The sequence below is a fragment of the Gordonia metallireducens genome (assembly GCF_021245825.1).
Taxonomy (GTDB): Bacteria; Actinomycetota; Actinomycetes; order Mycobacteriales; family Mycobacteriaceae; genus Gordonia; species Gordonia namibiensis.
In genome coordinates, this window is record NZ_JAJQJP010000052.1 from 164,493 (window position 1) to 183,212 (window position 18,720).

Annotated in this window: 14 protein-coding genes and 1 pseudogene; 2 read left to right on the top strand and 13 right to left on the bottom strand. The window is 66.9% G+C overall.

What is annotated here, in order from left to right; translation table 11 throughout:
* Positions 1–6: 6 nt before the first annotated feature.
* Genes LQD00_RS20410 through LQD00_RS20450 form a run of 9 tightly spaced genes read right to left on the bottom strand, consistent with a single transcriptional unit; the run spans position 7 to position 9,321 of the window.
* Positions 7–798, bottom strand: a complete 792-nt coding sequence (locus tag LQD00_RS20410) for a hypothetical protein (protein ID WP_232719149.1) — start codon at positions 796–798, stop codon at positions 7–9.
* A 27-nt stretch (positions 799–825) separates the two neighbouring features.
* A complete protein-coding gene (locus LQD00_RS20415) occupies positions 826–1,998 on the bottom strand; it encodes an MlaD family protein (RefSeq protein WP_232719150.1) in 1,173 nt (390 codons plus the stop codon).
* The gene (locus tag LQD00_RS20420; protein ID WP_269785235.1) at positions 1,995–3,152 is read right to left on the bottom strand and encodes an MlaD family protein; all 1,158 of its coding nucleotides are present in this window, start codon (positions 3,150–3,152) and stop codon (positions 1,995–1,997) included. The genes LQD00_RS20415 and LQD00_RS20420 overlap by 4 nt, the downstream gene beginning before the upstream one ends.
* Positions 3,149–4,252 carry an MCE family protein gene (locus LQD00_RS20425; RefSeq protein ID WP_232719152.1) on the bottom strand — a complete coding sequence of 368 codons (1,104 nt, stop codon included), beginning with the start codon at positions 4,250–4,252 and terminating at the stop codon, positions 3,149–3,151. Before LQD00_RS20425 ends, LQD00_RS20420 begins: the two co-directional genes overlap by 4 nt.
* Positions 4,246–5,235: an MCE family protein gene (locus tag LQD00_RS20430; RefSeq protein ID WP_232719153.1), complete on the bottom strand. Its 990-nt coding sequence runs from the start codon at positions 5,233–5,235 to the stop codon at positions 4,246–4,248. The genes LQD00_RS20425 and LQD00_RS20430 overlap by 7 nt, the downstream gene beginning before the upstream one ends.
* Positions 5,232–6,266 carry an MCE family protein gene (locus LQD00_RS20435; protein ID WP_232719154.1) on the bottom strand — a complete coding sequence of 345 codons (1,035 nt, stop codon included), beginning with the start codon at positions 6,264–6,266 and terminating at the stop codon, positions 5,232–5,234. The genes LQD00_RS20430 and LQD00_RS20435 overlap by 4 nt, the downstream gene beginning before the upstream one ends.
* The gene (locus tag LQD00_RS20440) at positions 6,263–7,585 is read right to left on the bottom strand and encodes an MlaD family protein (protein ID WP_232719155.1); all 1,323 of its coding nucleotides are present in this window, start codon (positions 7,583–7,585) and stop codon (positions 6,263–6,265) included. The genes LQD00_RS20435 and LQD00_RS20440 overlap by 4 nt, the downstream gene beginning before the upstream one ends.
* A gap of 10 nt (positions 7,586–7,595) precedes the next feature.
* Positions 7,596–8,462, bottom strand: a complete 867-nt coding sequence (locus LQD00_RS20445; RefSeq protein WP_005198851.1) for an MlaE family ABC transporter permease — start codon at positions 8,460–8,462, stop codon at positions 7,596–7,598.
* A gap of 1 nt (position 8,463) precedes the next feature.
* The gene (locus LQD00_RS20450) at positions 8,464–9,321 is read right to left on the bottom strand and encodes an MlaE family ABC transporter permease (protein WP_006868314.1); all 858 of its coding nucleotides are present in this window, start codon (positions 9,319–9,321) and stop codon (positions 8,464–8,466) included.
* 374 nt (positions 9,322–9,695) lie between these two features.
* Here LQD00_RS20450 and treZ point away from each other — a divergent pair, with 374 nt between their 5' ends.
* Positions 9,696–11,396, top strand: coding sequence for a malto-oligosyltrehalose trehalohydrolase (gene treZ, locus LQD00_RS20455; protein WP_232719168.1), 1,701 nt, complete (start codon positions 9,696–9,698; stop codon positions 11,394–11,396).
* A 43-nt stretch (positions 11,397–11,439) separates the two neighbouring features.
* On the opposite strand, the gene ilvA is transcribed toward treZ, so the two are convergent.
* A complete protein-coding gene (gene ilvA, locus LQD00_RS20460) occupies positions 11,440–12,819 on the bottom strand; it encodes a threonine ammonia-lyase IlvA (RefSeq protein WP_232719156.1) in 1,380 nt (459 codons plus the stop codon).
* 290 nt (positions 12,820–13,109) lie between these two features.
* Between ilvA and LQD00_RS20465 the strand changes: the two genes are divergently transcribed.
* Complete coding sequence (locus tag LQD00_RS20465) at positions 13,110–14,018, top strand: SMP-30/gluconolactonase/LRE family protein (protein ID WP_232719169.1); 909 nt, start codon at positions 13,110–13,112, stop codon at positions 14,016–14,018.
* Here LQD00_RS20465 and LQD00_RS20470 read toward each other — a convergent pair.
* The 3 genes and pseudogenes from LQD00_RS20470 to LQD00_RS20480 form a co-directional block, all read right to left on the bottom strand.
* The gene (locus tag LQD00_RS20470) at positions 13,961–14,230 is read right to left on the bottom strand and encodes a hypothetical protein (RefSeq protein ID WP_154883628.1); all 270 of its coding nucleotides are present in this window, start codon (positions 14,228–14,230) and stop codon (positions 13,961–13,963) included. The genes LQD00_RS20465 and LQD00_RS20470 overlap by 58 nt on opposite strands.
* A gap of 214 nt (positions 14,231–14,444) precedes the next feature.
* Complete coding sequence (dnaE, locus tag LQD00_RS20475) at positions 14,445–17,987, bottom strand: DNA polymerase III subunit alpha (protein ID WP_232719157.1); 3,543 nt, start codon at positions 17,985–17,987, stop codon at positions 14,445–14,447.
* A gap of 421 nt (positions 17,988–18,408) precedes the next feature.
* Positions 18,409–18,720, bottom strand: a pseudogene (locus LQD00_RS20480) (serine/threonine protein kinase); the annotation flags it as partial.

Sequence of the window (18,720 nt, forward strand, 5' to 3'; positions counted from 1 at the left end):
GGATGGCTAACCTGCCGGCGCCGGTGCCGGACTCGGCTGCGGCGCGGGTGCGCCACCGGCACCGGGCAACGACTGCGACGGATCGATCTGACCACTGGGGCTACCGGGCGGGCCGTCGACCTTGGAGACCAGCCACTTGCCGTCTTCCTTGTCCAGATCGAGCCGGAACACCATGAGACTGGTTCCGCCGGTGGGCAGTTTGACGCTTCGGCCGGTCACCTCGGCCATCACGACCGTCTTCGCGGAGTCCTTGTCGACGGTCTCCACCGCGACGACGCTGATCTTCGACGACACCTCGATCTTGAGGGCCTCGACGTTCTGCTCGGTGTCCGCGCGCTCCTGCTCGAGACGCTTGCGTAGCTCCCCGGTCGACAGCGGACCGAGCAGTTCCTTGGAGTTGCCCGCGTTGTCGGCGTTGAGGGTTGTCACGAGCTTGGTGACGAAGTCCGCCGAGGCGGTCTTCGCGTCGGCGAAGGCCGCGTCCTCCCGCTGCAGGGTGTAGGTCCGCCAGCCGAGGAATCCGACGGCCGCGATCAGGGCGACGATCACGAGGGCGCCGAGTGCCCGCTTGATCCCGCTCGCGGTGACCGTCAGCGAGAACTCCTTCTTCCCCGCCGCGGGTTGCGGTTCGGGAGCGGGTTCGTTCGCCACGGCACCGGAACCGGTGCGGCGCGCAGACTTCCCGCGCGGGGTCACGGCGGCACCGGTGGCCGCCTTCTCGGTGCTGGTCTCGTCGTCGGTCACGGTCGGCTCGAGATCGGTCTTCTTCTCGAGATCTGGCTTCTCAGGGTCTGTCATCTACAGGTCACGCAACTTGTCTGGTCGTCATTTGTCGAGCGGCACCGTGCGGGCGTTCGGGTCGTAACCCGGTGGCGGCCCTGCGGTGTCGTCGCCCGGCGGTCGTGGTGCGTTGGCCGAGCCACGGATCTGCTGGTTCGGATCCTCGGTCACACAGTACAGATTGGTCGGGATGGTCAGCTCGAGGACTTGGGTGGGCCGACGCGGGGTGACCGGGTAGTTGCAACTCGGTCGCGGGTACACCGAACCGAACGCCCACCAGGCGCCGTCGTGGAACATGGTGAGGCTCTTGATGCTCGCGTCCCGGATCGACGGCATCAGCGTCGCGAGGGCCGGTGCACGCAGCGCACCCTGCTCGGCGATGTCGAGGAACTGCTTCATCACATCGGTCACCGGATCGGTCAGCTGATTGATCGAACCGGCGAGGCTGGTCATCTGCGACGGACCGCGATCGAGCAGCGTGCGCAGCTCCTTGTCGGAGGCTGCGGCGGCGTTGATGAGGTCGCTCAGCCCCGACACGGTGGTCCCGAAGTCGGGCTGGATGTCGGCGGTCGTCTTGAAGATGGTGCCCGCGTTCTGGATCAGCTTCGTCGTCTCGGGCAACGCGGTGTAGAGCCGGGCGAAGATCGTTCCGCCCGAGTCGAACAGGACCTCGAGATCGTTGGTGCCGTCCTCGGAGTAGAGCGCGATCTTCAAATTGTCCACGGCCGAGCGGAGTTGAGCCGGGTCGATCTGCTGGATGAGTTCCAGCGCGGACTCGAGAAGATCGGAGAACGGCACGGTGACCTTGGTCTGGCCGGCCTTGATCACATCGCCGTCCTTCAGATACGGCCCCTCCGAGGTGGTCGGCTGGAAGTCGACGTACTGCTCGCCGGCCGCCGACAGTCCCAGCGCCGCAACGGTGGTGTCGCGGTTGATCTTGTAGCGGTCGTCGACCTTCACCTTCACCGTCACCGACTCGGGTTCGACCCGGATGGTGTCGACCTCGCCGATCCGCGCCCCCCGCAGCGTGACCCCGGAGGTCTCCTGCAGGCCGCCGGAGATCGGGAACTCGATGGTCAGTCCGTACTTGCCCGCGAACGGTTCCCAGCGCAACGTGCCGAGCGACAGGTAGCCGAGGCCGAGGACCATCACGAGCACGAGCCCGATGTTGCCGACGAGCACCGAGTGCTTGCGGAGGAAACCGAATACGCCGCTCATCCGCAGCACCCCTTGGTTCCGGTGAGTCGGGCCAGCAGTCGGGCGACGGTCTGCTGGAGCGCAGCCGAACCCGAATCGACGTCTTCGAGCTCGGGAAGCCTGCTCGCCGCGTCGAATCCGACGCCCGGGTTGAGCCAGTACACCTTCGCCGACAGGGCGGCCGCACTACCCGGCGTGGACTTGATCCACTTCGGGGTCAGTGTGTGCAGGTTGTCGGCCAGCGAACCGAGCGGACCCGCAGCCTGCCGCAGACCGGCGAGAACGGTCGACAGATGACCGAGCATCTCGACCAGGTTGTCCTGGTCGGTGCGGAGGAAGTCGTTGGTCGCCGCGGTCACCTGCTGGGTCTTGTCCAGAGTGGTCAGGATCGAGCCGATCTGGCCGTTCAGCGACTCGAGCGCCGGGCCGAGTTTGTTGATCGACGCCATGATCTGGGCCCGTCCGTCGGACAACTGGCCGGTCAGGATGCGGGTGTTCGCCAGCGACCGGTCGACCTGTGCCGAGCTCTGGTTGAGCTTGCGGATGCCGGTGGTCAGACCGCGGATGGCGCCGTTGAGGTCCGACGGATTGGTCGCCACCGCCGAGCTCAGTTCGGTGAGGATGACGGTGAGCGAGTTCAGCGAACCGCTGTCGACCACACCGCTCATGCCGATGAGCAGGTCCTCGACCGTCGCCGCCGCGGAGGTGGGTCCGGTCAGGGTGTCGCCGTCGGTCATGAATCCCTTCGGCGCGTTCGGCGGCGGCAGCAGCGCCACGAACACGTCGCCGAGCGGGGTCGCCTGGCGGAGTTCGGCTCCCGTGCCCACCGGCAGCTTGGTCTTCTTGCTGACGTCCATCGTGACGATGGCGGAGTAGTCCTTGGCGACGATGGTGTCGACCTGCCCGACGTCCGTGCCGTTGAGCTTCACCTTGGCGCGGGTCGGCAGGTTCAGGGCGTTGTCGAAGTTCGCCGTCAGCCGGATGGAGTCGCCGATGCCGCCGGGAGCAGGCAGTGGGATCTGCTCGACGGTCAGACCGGGCAGCACGCCACAGCCGGTGAGTCCCATCAGGGCGCTGAGCAGCAACGCGGTCACCGCGCCACGTCGCGCGCGGGAGCGGCGTCGTGCCGGTCCGGCGACCGTGCCGCGCAGGGAAGCGCTTGTCACCGCTCTCATTTCGTCAGCTCCAGCATCGCGGAGTAGATGCCCATGTCCGGGCCGAAGTCCTTCAGCTTGCCCGTGCGGCAGCCGTCCTTCTGCAGGTTGATCGCCTCGCAGAACTTGGCGAGCAGTTCGTTGTCGACGAGCGACTTGTCGAGCAGAACCTGTGCGCGCCAGGCGCCCTGCTCGGCGGAGATCGAGTTGCTCAGGTTCTGGAAGAGCAGCGGACCGACGTCGATGGTCTCGACCACCTGCCGCGAGTAGTCGCTCAGATTCGCGGTCAGTGCGGCGAGCCGGTCGAAGGAGACCGAGATCGTGTTGGTGTTGTTCTGCAGGAACGCGGTGGTGTTCTGCAGCGTCTGGTTCAGGTTGCGCATGGTCGCCACGAGACCGGGCGACTGCGCGCCGAGCAGCTCGGACACCTCGTTGACCGACTTCGAAAACGCCGTCATCTTCGGGTAGTTCTTCACCAGCGTGGTGCTCAGGGCCTCGATGGTCTCGATGATGTCGACGAGTGCATCGCTGTTGCCCGAGATCACGTTCGACGCCTGGCCCAGCTGGTCGAGGGCGGCGCGGATCTCCTCGCCGTTGCCCGTGGCGATGCCCGAGGTGATGTCGATCATGTCCGCGAGGGGTCCCGGGCCCGGGCCCTCCCCCTTCAGGCCCACGACGAGACCGTCGATCGCGTCGAACAGTTCGCCGACCGAGACCGGGGCCTTGGTCTGCTTCAGCACCGAACCGTCCTCGAGCTTGGGTCCGCCCTCGTAGGCGGGGGTGAGCTCGACGTGACGCGTGGTCACGATGGAGGTGTTGACGATGGCAGCCGTCGCGTCGGCGGGCACCGGCACGTCGTTGTCGATGGTCATGGTGACCTTGACCCGATCACCCTGCGGCTCCACGGATGTCACCTGGCCGACCGGCATGCCGAGCACCGCGACGTCGTTGCTGACGTACAGGCCGGCGACGTTGTCGAAGTACGCGGTGACCTCGATCGCCTGCCCGAAGGCGGCCTTCCAGCTGCCCGGGATCATCGAACATCCGGACAGGCCCAGGACGCCGAGCAGCGAGATGCACACGAGGAGCGTCGAGCGACGCAGCTTCTGCGGGTTCAGCATCCGTCCACCACCCGGGCCAGGCACAGCCAGTTGTCCGGGAAGATGCCCCAGGGCAGGTAGCCGTTCGCGTACGGACCGTCGCCGATGATGTTGTTGGTCATTCGAGCCGTCACGGGCAGGATCTCCAGCAGCTTGCGCAGGTTGTTGCGGTTCTTCTCGAGGCCCTGCGTGATCGTGTTGAGGTTGGCCATGATCGGCGCGAACTGGTTGGCGTTCTCCCCCGCCACCGCGCTGGCCTGTTCGGTCAGTTCGGCGATGCCGTCGAGCAGGCGTGTCACCAGTTCTTCACGGGCGACGATCTTCTGGGTCAGGTCGCGGCCCTGGCCGACGATCACCGCGAGCTGCGCCTGGTTGTCGTTGACGATGTTGGTGATCGTCTTGGTGTCGGCGATCAGCTGGTTGATCTGGTCCTTGCGGTTGGTGATGACCTCCGACATCTGTGTCAGCGCCTCGAACGTCGGCTCGGTGATCGCGGGGACACCGGCGAGCTGACGGTTGAGCGTGCTGATGCTCTGCGAGAGGGTCTGGTCGTCGATGCCGGTCAGGATCGGCGCACCTTCTTCGATGGTGCGGTTCAGGTCGTAGGGCACCGCGGTCCGCTCGATGTGGCCGTCGGGCGCCGCTTCGGGCGAATCCCCCAGCGACACATCGACGTAGCGCTGACCGAGCAGCGTCGACATCTTGATCTCGGCCATGCCGTTCTTCGTCACCTTGACGTCGTTGTCGACCTTCATGGTGAGCGCGACATGCTGACCGGCGAGCTCGGTACCGGTGACCTCACCGACGTCGACGCCGGCCACCCGAACCTTGTCCCCCGGACGGATCCCGCCGGCCTGGGCGAAATCCGCGGTCAGCGTCTGCTTCCCGAGATGTGCTCCGGCCAATGCCGTCACGCCCAACAGGAGGGCGACGATGACGACCGCGCCGATCACGCCGTACCAGATCCGGGTGTTGCTGCGGAAGTTCTTGCGGAACCAGTTCATCGGCACACCACCGAATGATTCGTGCCACCGATCTTGTTGAAGATCCCCGGCGGCAGCAGGACATCACCGATCGCGACGTCGAGGTCGCAGGCATAGATGTTCAGGTACGCACCCTCTCCGAGTACGAGCGGGAAGTGACCGAGGAAGATCGGCGCGTCGACGGCCATCCGGTCGAGCTTGGAGCCGTTCTGGATGAGCGTGTTGGTGGCGATGCGCCCGTCGGTCGCGGCGGCGGCGAGACTGTCCCGGCTGCGGGTCAGGACGTCGGCGAAACCGCTTGCGGTGCGTCCGATGTCGGAGACCGCGCTGCCGAACGCCGCCGAGTTGGAGTTGAGGTTCGCGATCAGTTTCGACATCGACTCGATGACGGTGCCGAGCTGACCGCCCTGACGTGAGAGGTCACGCATGACGGTGCTCAGGTTGTTGATGATCGCACCGATCACGATGTCGCGGTTGGCGGTGTCCTCGGCGAGGCGGCCCACCTCGGCGACCGTGTAGCTCAGCGAGACCGAATTGCCCTGGAATGCTTCGAGAAGACCCTGCGACAGTGCGTTGACCTGCTCGGCATCGAGGGTTTCGAACACCGGCTGGAAACCGGCGAGCAGCTTGGTGACGTCGAAGGAGTCCTCGGACGGCAGTTCGAGCGTCGACCCGGGCGACAGCGGCTTGCTGTCGCGGCCGTCGACGAGGGTCAGGTTGAGGTATCGCTGCCCGATGAGGTTCTGATAGCGGATCGCCGCCCGGGTGTTGGTGTACACCTGCTGGTCGTTCTGCACCTCGAATTCGACTCGGGCACGCCCGTTGTCGAGTTCGATCTTCTGGACGCGGCCGACGCGGACACCGGCCATGCGGACGTCGTCGCCGGTGGCGAGGCCCGAGGCGTCGGTGAAGAACGTCGTGTAGTTGTTCGTCGATCCCGACACCGAACGTTCGAGAGTCGAGAAGATCACGTACGTCACGAGCAACGCGACGAGACCGAAGATCGTGAAGCCGATCAACGGTTTGCGGATCGAACCCGAGGCCGCGCTCATCGTCCCCCTCCCTGGTCGGTGGCAGCATCACGTGCATCGATGGACTGGACCAGCGGTCCGAGCATGATCGTGTCGGCGGCCGACGGCTCCCGACGCAGCACCGCGCCGAGGGTCTTGTTGTCGGAGTGGGTGGTCACCATGCCCACCGGACGGTTCTTGCGCATGCCGTCGGACGGATAGATCTGCAACGGACCGGACATCGTCGGTCCGGTTCCGGTTCCCGGCCCGACACAGCCCGGTCCGCGCAGCGTGCCGTACGGACCGCCGTTGTACACCGGGCAGTTCTGCCGGGTGTAGCGGACGAACGCACCGAAGCTGACGCCGATGTTGAGCTGGACGCGACCGTTGGTGCCGGTGAAGACCGTGAGGACACGAGCTGCCAGGTTGTTGAGCGCGACGACCGCCTGCGGCAGCGAGTTCGGTTCGAGAACCGTGGCCCCGAGCATGCGGTTCAGGTCGGTGACGAGTCGCTGACCGCCGTTTCCGTTGCGGGCGAACATCAACTGGGTCTGGTCGAGCAGCCCCTGGCTGCCGGACAGCAGGGCCGTGAGATCGCGTTGCTTCTCGGCGATGGTCACCGCCGGGATCACGCTGCGCCCCAGGGCGTCGAGCAGTTCCGGCGAGGACTCGGCGAGACCGCTGATCGCGGCGTCGAAGTTGTCGAAGCCCGGAGGCGCCCCCGGCGGGAACTGGGCGTTGATCGAGTCGAAGTAGTTGCGCAGCACGCCGACGAACGACCCGAACACCGAACCGCCACCCTTGAGGGCGTCGGCGACGACGCCGAGCACCTGGGCGAGCTCCTCCGGCGGCACCGCGTCGAGGATGGCGCTCAACTCGTTCTGCGCATCCTGCAGTTTGATCGTCTCGAGCGACTTGTCAGCGGGGATGGAGTCACCGGTCGAGAGTCGTTCGGTTCCCGGGTCGGCGGGCCGGACCAGTTCGACGGAGTTGACGCCGAACAGGTTCGACGGCACGGTCCGCGCGGTCACCGATGCCGGGATGCCCTCGGCCTGCGCGGGCACGATGTCGATCTCGACCTTCTTGACGACCTTCGCGGCGTCCACCTGGTCGCCGGAGTCGGCAACCGAGATCGACTTCACCGCGCCGACGATGAGCCCGTTGTACCGGACGTCGGCGCCGGAGGTCAGTCCGTCACCGACGTCGACGAGGTCGGCGGTCACGCCCACCGTCTTGCTGAAGGTGCCCTGGTACCGCATGAACAGCAGGACGAAAATCACCAGCAGGACCAGCAGGAAGGCGACGCCGCGCAGCACGTACTGCAGGAGTGAGGGATTGCGCCCGTCGGTCGCGATGTTCACCGGCTCCCCCTCATCCCGAGATCTTGATTCCGGGCGAGGTGCCCCAGAAGACGAGTGTCATGACCAGGTTCGCGAACACGATGACGATGATCGCGAGTCGGATGGCATGTCCGGCAGCAATGCCCACACCTTCGGGCCCCCCAGCGGCGAAGTATCCGTAGTAGCACTGGATGAACGTCGTCAGCAGCACGAAGACGATCACCTTGATGAACGAGAACACCATGTCCCAGGACACGATGAACTGGTTGAAGTAGTACAGGTAGGTGCCCTCGCCCTGGCCGCTCTGCAGCATGAACATGAACTGGCAGGCAAGGTAGTTGGCGGCCAGCGACACCGAGTACAGCGGGACGATCGCGATGACCGCGGCCAGCATGCGAGTGGTGACCAGGTACGGCAGCGGACGGATGGCGATCGCCTCGAGCGCATCGATCTCCTCAGCGATCCGCATCGAACCGAGCTGCGCCGTGAAGCGGCAACCCGACTGTGCGGTGAACGCCGTCGCCGCGAGCAGCGGCGCGATCTCGCGCGTCGTCGCGAACGCCGACAGGCCACCGGTCACCGGTGACATGCCGAGCAGGTTCAGCGCGGTGTAACCCTCGATGCCGACGGTCGCGCCACCCATGACCCCGAGGATCACCATGACGCCGACCGTGCCGCCGCCCACGACGATCGCGCCGTTGCCCCACGCGACGTCGGCGAGCAGACGCCAGACTTCCTTGCTGTAGTGCCGGAAGGCCAGCGGGACCGCGCCGATCGAGCGGACGAGGAAGGTGATGAGATGCCCCATCGCCGCGAGGGCGTCGCGCGGACCGCGGTAGACGGCCTTGGCGGCCTCCAGGGGTTTCAGCGCGGGTGGCACATACCGTGACGCGGTCATCTCACACCACCTTCGCCGGGAAGAGGATCGCGAACAACTGCGTGAGGATCACGTTCACGGTGAACAGGAGCAGGACGGAGTTGACCACCGCGGCGTTCACCGAGTTGGCGACGCCGGCGGGACCGCCCTTCGTCGAGAGGCCGCGATCGCAGGCGACGATCGCCACGATCGCGCCGAATATCACCGCTTTGGCCAACGCGAACATCAGGTCCGCGGTTGTCGCAAAGGACGCAAAGGTGCCCGTGTAACTACCTGGCGTACCGCCCTGGAAGTACACGTTGAAGACATAACCGGTGATGAAGCCGACGAAGCAGACGAAGCCGCACAGCAGGAAGCTGACCACCATCGTGGCGAGGAGGCGCGGCGAGATCAGGCGCTCGATGGGGTTGACGCCCATCACCTTCATGGCATCGATCTCGTCGCGGATCGTGCGGGAACCGAGGTCGGCCGCGATGGCCGAACCGACCGCGCCCGCGAGGAGCAGCGAGGTGACCAGGGGTGCGCCCTGGCGGATCACGCCGAGGCCGGTGGCCGCGCCGGAGAACGAGGTCGCGCCCACCTGGCCGGCGATGTTGGACACCTGAATCGACACGATGACGCCGATCGGGATGGCGACGAGCAGGGTCGGGAACACCGAGGTGCTCGCCATGAAGGCGCACTGGCGGATGAATTCCCCGAACGGGAAACGCCGCTTGAACAGGTCGGCGAAGAGTGTGCGGAACACCTCGACGAACATGCCCAACTGGCGTCCGAAGGTGTCGAAGGACGCGACGACATGTTTGTCGAACCACGACCGAACCGCACCCGGTCTCTTCCGACCGACCTCCTCGTCATCCGAGGTGACTGCGTCTGTGCTCAATCCCTACCCTTGCGTCTCGGCTTACCCGTTCACCGGCCGTCAGGTCGCCGTGCGTTCGTGCTGTCTCCAGCTCGCGCACCGCTCGGCTGATCTGCTCGAGGTGCCCCCCTTGGGCATGAGCGTCGCCGTAATATACCCCGCTCCCGATCTCCGTTGTGTGTGGGCTCACAGTAGCGCCGGTCGCGGCCCTGCCCGGTTCGACATACCGTGCAGGTGTGAGCGACCGCACTACTGCTGATGACCAGAGCACTTTAACTTGGACGGTCGACCAATGGAGCGGAATCCTGCCGCTCCGATCCTCGGTCGCGCCGTTCGTGTCGCCGCGGTCCCTCGGCGAGGTCCGTGTGTGGGCGCCTGCGGCCGACTCCGTGTCGATGGCCGCCGGCGTCGTGGGCTCCCCTGCCGCGTCGTTCCCGATGACCCGCCGCGCGGGCGGCTGGTGGCAACTCGACGAGGAGCCCGGCTCGATCGATGCGCCGATCGCGGATGTGCGCTACGGGTTCTCGATCGACGGCGGGCCCGTGCGTCCCGACCCTCGCTCGGTGCGGCAACCCGAAGGCGTCCACGAGATGTCGGCGCTGTTCACCGTCGACGACTCGCTGTGGACCGACGCCGACTGGACCGGCCGCGAAGCGCACGGCGCGGTGATCTACGAACTGCACCTCGGGACCTTCACCCCCGCGGGCACTCTCGACTCCGCCGTCGAAAGGCTCGACCACCTGGTCGATCTCGGCGTCGATCTCGTCGAACTGATGCCGGTCAACGCCTTCAACGGCACCCACAACTGGGGGTACGACGGGGTCGGTTGGTACGCCGTGCAGGAAACCTACGGCGGTCCGGCGGCACTCGCCCGGTTCGTGGACGCCTGCCACGCCAAGGGACTCGGCGTCGTCCTCGACGTCGTCTACAACCACCTGGGACCGTCGGGCAACTATCTGCCGGACTTCGGGCCGTATCTCAGCGAGGGCACGACATCGTGGGGATCGTCGGTCAACCTGTCAGGGCCCGACTCCGACGTGGTCCGCGCCTTCATCGCGGGCACCGCACTGCGTTGGTTCACCGAATTCCACATCGACGGACTGCGACTCGACGCCGTCCACGCCCTCGCCGACCATCGTGCGGTCCACATCCTCGAGGAACTGGCCGCCGCGACGGACGCCCTGTCGGCCGAACTCGGGCGTCCGCTGTCGCTGATCGCGGAGAGCGATCTGAACGATCCGCGGATGTTCCTGCCGCGGTCGGCCGGCGGTCTGGGGCTGGCCGCCCAGTGGGACGACGACATCCATCACGCCGTCCACACCCTCGTCTCGGGTGAACGTCAGGGCTACTACGCCGACTTCGGCAGTTCCGACTGTCTCGCAAAGGTCCTGACGGGCGGCTTCTTCCACGACGGCACCTACTCGTCGTTCCGGCGGCGGCGCCACGGCCGCCCGATCCCGACCGATCGCGTCCCCGCGTCGTCGTTGCTGGCCTACACGTGCACCCACGATCAGGTGGGCAATCGCGCGATCGGCGACCGGCCGAGCGCGAACCTGGACGGCGGGCAGCTCGCGATCAAGGCCGCCCTGATCCTGTTGTCCCCCTTCACCCCGATGCTGTTCATGGGTGAGGAGTGGGCGGCATCGACCCCGTTCCAGTTCTTCACCTCCCACCCCGAGCCGGAACTGGGCCGGGCGACCGCGGAGGGCCGTAAGTCGGAGTTCGCCGAACACGGTTGGGACAGCGACGATGTGCCCGACCCGCAGGACCCGGAGACCTTCGAGCGGTCGAAGCTGGACTGGTCGGAACCGACCCGGCCCGACCACGCCCGCATGCTCGAGTTCTACCGGTCACTCATCTCGCTCCGCAAAACCGAAACGCCGCTGCATGATCCGGCGTTCGCCTCCGTCGACGCCGAATTCGACGACGCTGCAGGATGGTTCGCGATGCACCGCGGCGACTGGTCGGTGGTGTGCGTCCCCGGCGACGCGCCGGTGACACTCCCCTGGCCACTCGACGTCGCGCTGGCCTGGGAGCAGCCCGACGCCGGGATCTCGCCCGGACACAACGTGATCGTCGGGCGCCGCGTTCCATAGCTCGACACCGCGCCATGGGCGGCTTCGAGCCATGGGTCAGAGATCAGGTCAGGTACTCGTAGGCCGGCGAGCCCGGCTCGAGACGCTCGCAGTGCAGACGGGAGCGCGCCATCCGCTCCATCAGGGCGCCGAGGCCTTCCGGACTGCCGAGTTCGACGCCCACCAGAGCGGCACCGGTCTCACGGTTGTTGCGCTTGACGTACTCGAAGAGCGTGATGTCGTCGTCCGGTCCGAGCACCTCGTCGAGGAAGCGACGCAGTGCGCCGGGCTCCTGCGGGAAGTCGACCAGGAAGTAGTGCTTCAGACCCCGGTGCACCAACGAACGTTCGATGATCTCGCCGTATCGGGAGACGTCGTTGTTGCCGCCGGACACCAGGCACACGACGACCGCGTCGTCGGGCAGCCGCAGCTTGTCCAACGCGGCCACCGACAGCGCTCCGGCGGGTTCGGCGATGATGCCCTCGTTCTGGTACAGCTCCAGCATCGCCGAGCAGATCGCGCCCTCGTCGACATGCGTGATGTGCGCCGTTCCCGGGGTCGGCGACACCGGACCGTCGGGGACGATCTGCACCGCCGGCGTCGCGGAGATGTCGGCCAGAATCGGGTGATCGCTGACGCTCGCGCCGAGTTCGGACATCACCCGGTGACCGATGGTGCCGATCCGCTTCACCGCCGCGCCGTCGACGAAGGGGTCGATCTCGTCGAGGGTGACCGGCCCGCCGTTGACCAATGCCGCACTCAACGACACGGCCCCCGTCGGTTCGATGCCGATGATCGTCACCTCGTCGGAGAGTCCGCGCAGATACGTGGCCATCCCGGCCAGACAGCCGCCGCCACCGACGGGCGCGACGACGACGTCGGGAACGCGGCCCAGCTGCTCGACGATCTCGCGCGCGATGGTTCCCTGCCCGGCCGCGGTCCGCGGGTCGTCGAAGGCGTGGATCCATGCGGAGCCGGTGCTCATCACATCGGCCTGCGCGGCGGCCGCGGCGGCGTCGTAGGTCTCCCCGATGGCCTTCAACTCGACGTAATCGCCGCCGTGCCAGGCGATCCGGTCACGCTTCTGCTTCGGGGTGGTGGTCGGGACGTAGATCCGTCCGGGCACCTTCATGCTCTTGCACGCGAAAGCGACGCCCTGCGCGTGGTTTCCGGCGCTGGCCGCCACCACACCGCGGGACAGCTCCTCGGCCGAGAGCTGGGCCATCACGTTGTACGCGCCGCGGATCTTGTAGGAGCGGACCGTCTGCAGGTCCTCGCGCTTGAGGTAGATCTGGGCACCCGACCCCGACAGTCGCGGGCAGGCCTCGAGCGGGGTACGCGCCACCGCGTCGGCGATTCGCTCCGACGCCGCCTCGATGGCGTCGAGGCTCAGTGCCGGATCGTGCTGGTGAACGGGGGCGTGGTGCGTACTCACGACTGCCATGTTCTCACTGCACGGGATCGTTCGAGGAGCCCGGGTACACCGATTTCGGCGAGATCGGTGCGCTCGCCCCCTACTGTCGACCTCACTCCGGGGTTGCCCCGCCCCGCAGGTGGGTATGTCCGCGACGTCACTCGTCACGCGGACCGTATGCACCGAACGCGCGAGGAGAAGGCACGTACGACCCGCCACCTGAACAGGGAGCAGTCATGACATCTCGCCATCCGTCCCCGCGCCGGTCCCGGCGTACCTCGCGTTTCACCCGGATCGCTGCCGGCGCGGCATCCGCGGCCATGGCGTTGGGTCTCTCCACCGCAGTCGGTCCGGCGCCCGCCTCGGCCGCCCCGTCGTGTCCGGGTGCCGCCCCCGCCCGACTCGTCGGCGTCGTCCCCGGCGCCGCACTCGAGGGCCTCACGGTCGACGCCGGTGGACGGCTCTACACCACCGATCTCGTCTCCGGTCGCGTCTACCGACTGAACGGCCCCGGTGCGCCTGCGGTCCCGATCGCGCGGGTGCCCGGTGGCAGCGGTGCGGGCGCCCTCGCCTGGACTCCGGGCGGAACCCTGCTGGTCGGTTACGGCGCCGATCCCCGCGTCTTCGTCGGCGACGCCCTTCGCCATGCGTCGATCGGCCGCCTGGACGTCAACTCCCGGGCGTTCCGACCGTGGGTGACCGGACTGTCCGCGGCGAACGGAATGGATGTGGCCGCGAGCGGAAACGTCTACGCCACCAACGACTTCGGGAATCTCATCGGACGGGTCTCACCGGGCGGCGCGGTGAACGCCGCATGGGGCGCGCTGCCGAGCGCCAACGGCGCGGTCCTGAGCCGCGACGACCGCTGGCTCTACGTCTCGCGCACCTTCGTGAACCCCGGCGTCAGCCGGATCTCGACGACGAATCCGCGGGTGGTGCAGAGTCTGCTCGGCGTGGGTGCACCGTCGACCCCCGATGGACTGACACTCGATTCCCGGGACCGGCCGGTCGTGCCGTTCAACGCAACCGGAGAGATCGTCCGCATCACCTCGCCCGGACGCTACTGCGTGCTGGCGAGCGGACTGCCGACGTCGAGCGTGCTCTCCTACGGTCGCGGCGACCGCGGATTCTCGGCCGGACGCCTGTACCGGGCCGGATTCGACGGACGGATCTACGAGATCCCGGGCGGATTCGATCGGGGTGCGACCGCCGCGTTCCCGGGCAGGTAGCGCTCACCCCACCACACCGCGAGAACCGCCACCGCCGTCACCCACGCAGTGGCCTGCAACGATCCGACGATCAGCAGGGTCACGACGGCGGTGGCGAGACCCGCGAGAACCGCATGGGCCTTGTGGGCCGGCCAGTCGATGCCGAAAACCTCGACCGTGCGCTGCGCACGCCGAACCGGACGGTGCGCGTTGATGCCGATCATCGTGGTCATCTGCGAACACTCCCCTCGACGGCCGAGCGTGACTGGACGTGCCGTCGAGTATAGCGCCGATCGAAGAGAAATGTTCGGGGGCCCGAAATATTTGTGATGGGTCACCTGTCAGCGTCGTCTCACCAGGCCTTCGAGGCTCGTCGCTTGCGCTCCTCGCACCTCAGGCAGCCAAACGGGGGACGCCGCCAGCGCTCCTCGGATCAGGCAGCGGGGATCAGCCGAGGCAGCTGGGACCGAGCAGTGCTTTCAGGTCGCCCATCAGCGCGGAACTCGGCGCGACCCGCAGGGACTCGGTCAGCTTGAGCTGCGTCTGCCGCTTGTCGCTGACGAGGGTCACGTGCACGTCGGCCATACCCGGATGCCGCGTCAGCACCTGCTTGAGCGCCTGGACCCGATCCGGGGTGCAGAGTCGGGCGGACAGCGTCAACGCGACCGGTTTGGTCGCGCCGGCGGTCTCCAGGTCGGGGACGGCGAGGTCGTTGGCGGAGATCATCATGCTGTCCTCGCGCAGGTTCACGCGGGCCTTGATCAGCACGATGTTGTCGGCCACGATGTCCATCCCGTACGCGACGTAGGCGCGCGGGAAGAAGTAGACCTCGACACCACCGACCATGTCCTCGAGGGTGACCGCAGCCCACGGCTCACCCTTCTTGTTCACCCGGCGCGTCACCGACGAGATGATGCCGCCGATCGTGATCTGCGCACCGTCGGAGATGTTGCCTTCCAGCAGCGACGTGATCGAGGTGTCGGTGTGCGCGGCGATGGCGTGTTCGACGCCGGCCAGCGGATGCCCGGAGACGTAGAGACCCAGCATCTCCCGCTCGATCGCGAGCTTGTGCTTGGTGTCCCATTCCTCCTCGGGAACCTTGACGGCGAAGACCTCGGCCATCGAGTCGTCGGCCCCGCCGGCGTCGCCGAAGAGATCGAACTGTCCGATCGCCTCGGCCTTCTTGGTGCCGATGACCGATTCGACGGCCTCGGCGTGCACGAGGAACAGACCCTTGCGCGGATGGCCGAGGGAGTCGAAGGCGCCGGCCTTGATCAGCGATTCCGTCACCTTCTTGTTGCAGGCGGTGACGTCGATCTTGCCGAGGTAGTCGGAGAAGCTGGTGAACTTCCCCTTCTCCTCACGCGCGTTGATGATCGACCCGACGACACCCGAACCGACGTTGCGGATGGCGGCGAGACCGAAGCGGATGTCGGCGCCGACGGCCGCGAAGTTTCGCTGCGACTCGTTGACGTCGGGCGGCAGGACGGTGATGCCGAGCTTGCGGCAGTCGGCGAGGTAGATCGCCGCCTTGTCCTTGTCGTCGCCGACCGAGGTGAGCAGACCTGCCATGTACTCGGCGGGATAGTTCGCCTTCAGGTAGGCGGTCCAGAAGGAGACGAGACCGTAGCCCGCAGCGTGCGACTTGTTGAACGCGTAACCGGCGAACGGCAACACCGTGTCCCACAGTGCGGTGATCGCCGCCTGCGAGAAGCCGTTGTTGCGCATGCCCTCCGCGAAGCCGTCGTAGGCCTCGTCGAGGATCTCCTTCTTCTTCTTGCCCATCGCGCGACGGAGCAGGTCTGCTTGTCCGAGCGAGTACCCGGCGACCTTCTGCGCGATCTGCATGATCTGCTCTTGGTAGACGATCAGACCGTAGGTCTCGGAGAGGATCTCCTTCAGCGGCTCCTCGAGTTCCGGATGGATCGGACGGATCTCCTGGAGACCGTTCTTGCGCTTGGCGTAGTCGGTGTGGGCGTTCACACCCATCGGACCGGGCCGGTACAGCGCCAGGACGGCGACGATGTCCTCGAACCCGGTGGGCTGCATCATCTTCAGGAGTTCACGCATGGCCGCGCCGTCGAGCTGGAACACGCCGAGCGTGTCGCCGCGGGCGAGCAACTCGTAGGTCTTCTCGTCCTCGAGCGGCAACGAGTCGAGATCCAGGTCGATCCCGCGGTTGAGCTTGATGTTCTCCAGGGCGTCACCGATGACGGTGAGGTTGCGCAGACCCAGGAAGTCCATCTTCAGCAGGCCGATGGCCTCACACGACGGGTAGTCCCAGCCGGTGATGATCGCGCCGTCCTGCGCGCGCTTCCAGACCGGGATGGCGTCGGTCAGCGGCTCCGACGACATGATCACGGCACAGGCGTGGACGCCGGCGTTGCGGATCAGGCCCTCGAGTCCGAGTGCCGTGTCGTAGATCTTCTTGACGTCCGGGTCGGTCTCGATGAGCGTGCGAACCTCGGTGGCCTCGCCGTAGCGCTCGTGTTCGGGGTTGGTGATGCCCCAGACCGGGATGTCCTTGGCCATGATGGGCGGCGGCAGCGCCTTGGTGATGCGGTCGGCGATCGCGAAACCCGGCTGGCCGAACTGGACTCGCGCGGAGTCCTTGATGGCAGCCTTCGTCTTGATCGTGCCGAAGGTGATGACCTGGGCGACCTTGTCGCTGCCCCACCGCTCGGTCGCGTATCGGACCATCTCGCCTCGACGACGGTCGTCGAAGTCGATGTCGATATCGGGCATCGAGACGCGCTCGGGGTTGAGGAATCGCTCGAACAGCAGTCCGTGCGGGATCGGGTCGATGTTGGTGATGCCGAGCGCCCAGGCGACCAGCGAACCGGCCGCCGAACCACGGCCCGGGCCGACGCGGATGCCGACCTCGAGGGCGTGCCGGATCAGGTCGCCGACGACGAGGAAGTAGGCGGGGAACCCCATCTGGATGATGACGTCGAGCTCGTAGTTGGCCCGGTCGAGGTACTCCTGCGGCACCTCGGTACCGGCGAAACGACGCTCGCGGAGCCCCTTCGCGACCTCCTTGCGCAGGAAGGTCTGCTGGGTCTCGCCGTCGGGCACCGGGAACACCGGCATGCGGTCGCGATGGGTGAAGACTTCCTTGTAGGACTGGACGCGCTCACCGATCTCGAGCGTGTTGTCACATGCGCCCGGGACCACCGAGTCCCACTGCTCGCGCATCTCCGCAGCCGACTTCAGGTAATAGCCGTCGCCGTCGAACTTGAAGCGGGTCGGGTCGGACAGCGTCTTGCCGGTCTGCACGCACAGCAGCGCCTCATGGGCGGCGGCGTGTTCCTTGGTGACGTAGTGGCAGTCGTTCGTGACGATCGGCTTGATGCCGAGCTTGCGGCCGATGTCGAGGAGACCGTCGCGCACACGGCGCTCGATCTCGAGGCCGTGCTCCATCAGCTCGAGGTAGAAGTTCTCCTTGCCGAAGATCTCCTGCCACTTCGCCGCGGCCTCGAGTGCCTCGCGGTCGTGACCCAGGCGCAGGCGGGTCTGCACCTCACCCGACGGGCAGCCGGTGGTCGCGATGATGCCCTCGGCGTACTGGGCGATCAGGTCGGCGTCCATACGCGCCCACTTGCCCAGCTGCCCCTCGATCGACGCGAGCGAGGACAGCTTGAACAGGTTGCGCAGACCGGTGGCGTTCTCGGCGACCATCGTCATGTGGGTGTAGGCACCCGAACCCGAGACGTCGTCGCTCTTCTGTTCGCGCGAACCCCACTGGACACGTTTGGTGTCGAACCGCGAACCGGGCGCGATGTAGGCCTCGATGCCGATGATCGGCTTGATGTCGTTCTTGATCGCGGTGTTGTAGAACTCGCTGGCACCGAACATGTTTCCGTGGTCGGTCATGCCGATGGCGGTCATGCCCAGCCGCTTGGCCTCGGCGAACAACGGTGACACCTTGGCCGCACCGTCGAGCATCGAGTACTCGGTGTGGTTGTGCAGGTGAACAAACGAGTCCGTCACTGTGCCTCTTCTGTGCTCGCTGGTTGCTGTGCTCGCTGGTTGCTTGTGCTGCTCTGCGGCCGGTCATGCGCTCGCCGGTTCGCGCTCGGGTGCTCACGGATCCTGTGCTGATCGTGTGCGCGCCGGTCGCCGAGTCCGGGTCTACTTTAGGCGCGCGCACCGACACCCACCGGAAGGCACTCCGGGCCGTGACCAATGGGGCGGCTGTGACACCATGTGCGCCTCGCAACGTGGACACGGCGGGCCACAGCGTCGGACGAACGCGACGTCGGGGGTGAGCTCGAGGGCAGACGCGCGGTGCCCGAAAACCGCCCCTGCAATCCGCCCCTGTGATGCACCCTCCAGGAGACGGCCGGCGACGATATGTCGTCGATGGCGCTGTCCAGGGTCCTTTTCAGGGGCGGATTTCAGCGCGCCGGCACTAGAGGGCCACGACGAACACGAGAACGATCAGGATCAGCAGCACGGCCGCCACCCCGGCCAGCACCACGGGCAGGCGGTTCGGATTCGACCGGCTGGGACCGCCGGAGGACACGGTCCCACCCGGGAACGGTGGAACGCCCGCGGGCCGGCCCATCGGACCCGACCCCGCGGCGCGGAGGTGATCGTTGGTCTGGCGGTGCGGCCCGGACGGAGGGTGCTGCCACACGGCGGGGTCCGCGCCGGTCGCCGGGCGCGACGGCACCTGCCCTTCGCGCCGTGCGCTGTCGGGGCCGGTGCGGCCCGGGGTCGG

What these genes read in the sequence shown, in the direction of transcription:
- LQD00_RS20410 (WP_232719149.1), bottom strand. Translation starts at nt 798, where the DNA reads ATGACAGACCCTGAGAAGCCAGATCTCGAGAAGAAGACCGATCTCGAG.
- LQD00_RS20415 (WP_232719150.1), bottom strand. Translation starts at nt 1,998, where the DNA reads ATGAGCGGCGTATTCGGTTTCCTCCGCAAGCACTCGGTGCTCGTCGGC.
- LQD00_RS20420 (WP_269785235.1), bottom strand. Translation starts at nt 3,152, where the DNA reads ATGAGAGCGGTGACAAGCGCTTCCCTGCGCGGCACGGTCGCCGGACCG.
- LQD00_RS20425 (WP_232719152.1), bottom strand. Translation starts at nt 4,252, where the DNA reads ATGCTGAACCCGCAGAAGCTGCGTCGCTCGACGCTCCTCGTGTGCATC.
- LQD00_RS20430 (WP_232719153.1), bottom strand. Translation starts at nt 5,235, where the DNA reads ATGAACTGGTTCCGCAAGAACTTCCGCAGCAACACCCGGATCTGGTAC.
- LQD00_RS20435 (WP_232719154.1), bottom strand. Translation starts at nt 6,266, where the DNA reads ATGAGCGCGGCCTCGGGTTCGATCCGCAAACCGTTGATCGGCTTCACG.
- LQD00_RS20445 (WP_005198851.1), bottom strand. Translation starts at nt 8,462, where the DNA reads ATGACCGCGTCACGGTATGTGCCACCCGCGCTGAAACCCCTGGAGGCC.
- treZ (WP_232719168.1), top strand. Translation starts at nt 9,696, where the DNA reads ATGGCCGCCGGCGTCGTGGGCTCCCCTGCCGCGTCGTTCCCGATGACC.
- ilvA (WP_232719156.1), bottom strand. Translation starts at nt 12,819, where the DNA reads ATGGCAGTCGTGAGTACGCACCACGCCCCCGTTCACCAGCACGATCCG.
- LQD00_RS20465 (WP_232719169.1), top strand. Translation starts at nt 13,110, where the DNA reads ATGGCGTTGGGTCTCTCCACCGCAGTCGGTCCGGCGCCCGCCTCGGCC.
- LQD00_RS20470 (WP_154883628.1), bottom strand. Translation starts at nt 14,230, where the DNA reads ATGACCACGATGATCGGCATCAACGCGCACCGTCCGGTTCGGCGTGCG.